The organism is Allobaculum sp. (genome assembly GCF_047010065.1).
GTDB lineage: Bacteria > Bacillota_I > Bacilli_A > Erysipelotrichales > Erysipelotrichaceae > Allobaculum > Allobaculum fili.
The window spans coordinates 1-3,317 of the sequence record NZ_JBKXLD010000147.1 but is presented as its reverse complement, the minus strand read 5'-3'; the positions used below and the strand labels follow the sequence as shown (position 1 = coordinate 3,317).

Sequence of the window (3,317 nt, the reverse complement as noted above, 5' to 3'; positions counted from 1 at the left end):
TCCAGTTGATGCAGTCCATGACTACCCCTAACGGCTGAGGTTTAAGCAGCTCGATTGCTTTGATCTTTGTGTCTGGATCAGCATAGAGAGAAAGAGATCCGGTTCCTGCGCACAGATCAACAAGCGTCCTGCATGGTCCGACAAGATGTAGCAGCAGCTTTGAAAGCGAAGGCGGCGTATAGTCCTGTTTCAGACCTTCCCGATCTGCCAGATAGTACTGATAGAATTCGCGGATCCAATCCCGATCTGTTCCGAACTCTTCCTGGTACCTTTCGATCAGATTCGGACTGCTGCGATTCAGAATCTCTGGTACTTCTTCGACTTTATCGGTTTCCAGCATACGCAGGAATCTGTCTTTGAATTCCAGAAGTTCCATCTGTTACCCTCCTTTCGGGTAACAGAAAAGAGCCGGTTAGCGGCTCTATCTGCTTAATGTGAATTGCCAACTGCTGCTTGAGTTAATCCAGAAACAAGGGCGTTAAGCACAGTCTGAAAGGATTCTCCCAGAAAATCTTTAGCTTTCCTCATCAAGCTGTTTGTTTCCAGAAATTCAACTCCTTTTGCAGTGATGTAGATGCCGTTATCACAGAAGATCAAACCCGATTTGGTTTGTATGGTTTTTACCCCTTTGATATAACCTTCATCAATCAGCTCTTGCATAATATGCATCCAATATGCGTAGGGGATATCAATAATTGTTGAGTTAAATTGCAAGTCGGCCCATGAAGGATTCTTCCCGTCTTTTAACGCTTTATACAAATAGGCCAAAACCTTATAGAAAATTACATACATGTCGTTATAAGCCATATATATTCTCCTATTTTTTCATTTACTCTGCATCAAGCTTGTTCATTAAGTCACGCCATTTCTGGGGGAAAGGAATACCTGCATCCTTAAAGCTTTCCTCAAACAGATAAAATCTCACATAATTTGCAAAATTCGGATCATCCTTATACATTTTCCAAAAATCTTCAAGCGTATCGGGCATATCAATGTTATACGGATCTTCTCCGTCGCAAAGATAATAGTCTTCCTCCCAATCTGCAGGGATTGGAATATATTCACCGTTGATACACTCATTTTCTATCGGAAGAACAGACCCACTATTTCCCAAATCTTCTTTTCTTTTCACGATGCAATCCTCCTGCTTTATTGAAGTAATTGTACAAATCAGGATCCGTTAATAGCAACTTTTGTGGGTTCAAGACATAAGTTTCATATCCGACTGTTACATACTCTTTTAGCATCTTAGGAACTATCGCTTTTGGCGGGCTGAACCTATCTGAAAATCCGTAAAGCCTACCCTGATACTGAGAAATAAATTTGCTGCATTTAATTCCCCATGATTTTTTCCCATTATAGGACGAAAAGGTAAGCGTTGATGAATCAATTACCTTTTGTTGCAAGGCCAGTAATTCAGAATCAAAGTGATCAGAACGATAATAGAAATGAGCGAACTCATGCATAAACGAACCTTTTCGCAACTGCGGCGAAATGGCAATTGTATCCGATAAAGGGTTTCGCCGGTAATAACTATTCTTACTTTCAGACTGAGTAATAGTTAGTCCTCGTTTCTGAATCATCTTCAAATCTTCAATAGACATGAATCGCATTTCAGTTTTTACAAAATCTTTTGTCTTCTGATCAACCGTTTTAAAATGAATCGCTCGATAATATGGCTCGATTTCTGCTTCAGTATGTCGAGGTAGAACCGGATACGATTTAATTAATTGATCAGTCCGATTCTCATATGTGGCCTCATCTTCTTCATCGCTTTTTTTCTTCCACTCTTCCCATGTCATCGCATTCGGATCATCCTCATGCTCTTCCATGTAGTCGCACCATTCATCAAATGATTCTTCATCGAAGTCGTCATCATCGTCATCCCTCGCCACGAACGGAGCGATAGAACAGCGGCAATTTGGATGCATCGGCGGGGCGTTCGTTCCCGCTGCCAGCTTTGCGATTGGAAAATGCTTCCCATCAATAGCCTGACATTCGTCACAACAGTCAGGACTGGCAATGATCTGGAATTCATCAAAGCCGCTTGCCTTCATAGAATCCATAGCCGCCTGAACCTGAACTCTGGCCAGTTCCGTACTGATGAGTCTTTGCGCCTGACGTTTCGTTTTTCCTGTGACTTTCGCCAGCTCTCTGGTGAATGGCGCGGCACCTTTTCCTAAGATCAGACAGTCCTGAAGCGCTTTGCTCAGGACTTTTTTCAGCTGGGCCTGCTGGGTTCCCCAGATCCGATCGGAGAAGGTGGCTCCATGAAACGAAGCCTGAACGATGGTTTTGACATGGGACAGGTTGTTTAAAACCGTCTTTCCCAGAATGCCCGCCTGTCTGGTGTAGGTCTGCATTGCCCGATCATTGAGAGCATCTCCAATCACGCTGCAGACCTTGCGCTGAGCATTGGCAATCCTCAGATCAATCTGATGCTTGAGCATGTCCAGGCGGGCAATCTTCATAGTGGTGTTGTAGCGCTTCATCTCCTGATTGGCCTGAGTCGTGAAGTAGCTCTTTGCCGGGCTATGTTCCCATGTTCCGGCATCCATGTCCTTAGCGGCATCTTCGCAATACCGTTTGGCCAGACTGGAGTAATAGCGGATATCCGTCTGATCCAGGTACTGTTTGGCCTGCGCCAATGTCAGACCATTTTCATCGGCGTATTTCTGATAGAACACGGCAATCTGATCGCTGATCTCATCGGACATGGTCTGATAAACATCATTGATCTCTTTCTGCCAGTTCGTATTCTGCTTCTGGCAATCGGTCTGCCACTTCTTCTCCCGGTCTTTCCAGTACTTACTGGAGGCCATAGCCGCTCTCCGGTTCTTCCATCTCGTCGGACTCCAGTTCCTGGCTTGCATGATCATCGAAGGTCATGAGCGGTTCAGGCTCTTGTTCCTTCTCGATCTTCTCCAGTTCCGCCTTTGGATCCGGAACGATAGAGAGCAGAGACAGCTGTGTTTCATGGGAGACAATTCCGGACAGCTGTGCGGCTGTCTGTGCCTCTTCCAGGCGATTCTTGGGAAGGTTGCGGCTTGTTGTTACCTGCAGTTCCTTCCATGCGTTCTCATCGCTCACGTTCGTTTTAAGCGTTGACCAGATCTTGTAGCGCTTGCGCAGGCTTTTTTCGATCTTGCGGTCAAAACCGCTGGCCAGATTGCTCATGGCTTGAAGCTTGTAAGCCAGGGCGGTTCCGCTGGTTGCGTTGCCAAACGATTCATCGCTGATGTTGGCCACCATCGAGATCTGGTAGATCTGCCGATCCAGACGGTCCAGCAGGTTTTCCTGCGTGGAGTCAGCTGTCG

Annotated in this window: 5 protein-coding genes; all 5 read right to left on the bottom strand. The window is 45.7% G+C overall.

Annotated elements, in window-relative coordinates:
* Positions 1-376 (bottom strand): hypothetical protein (locus tag ACLUYS_RS09620; RefSeq protein WP_412659748.1); only part of this gene is annotated, 376 nt, incomplete at its 3' end.
* 53 nt (positions 377-429) lie between these two features.
* Entirely contained in the window at positions 430-807 is a 378-nt protein-coding gene (locus tag ACLUYS_RS09615) for a YjcQ family protein (RefSeq protein ID WP_412659747.1), read from the bottom strand.
* A 22-nt stretch (positions 808-829) separates the two neighbouring features.
* Entirely contained in the window at positions 830-1,132 is a 303-nt protein-coding gene (locus ACLUYS_RS09610) for a hypothetical protein (protein ID WP_412659746.1), read from the bottom strand.
* Positions 1,104-2,822 carry a minor capsid protein gene (locus tag ACLUYS_RS09605; RefSeq protein WP_412659744.1) on the bottom strand — a complete coding sequence of 573 codons (1,719 nt, stop codon included), beginning with the start codon at positions 2,820-2,822 and terminating at the stop codon, positions 1,104-1,106. The genes ACLUYS_RS09610 and ACLUYS_RS09605 overlap by 29 nt, the downstream gene beginning before the upstream one ends.
* Positions 2,809-3,317, bottom strand: a 509-nt coding sequence (locus ACLUYS_RS09600) for a phage portal protein (RefSeq protein WP_412659742.1), incomplete at its 5' end; no start/stop codon positions are given. The genes ACLUYS_RS09600 and ACLUYS_RS09605, both read right to left, overlap by 14 nt.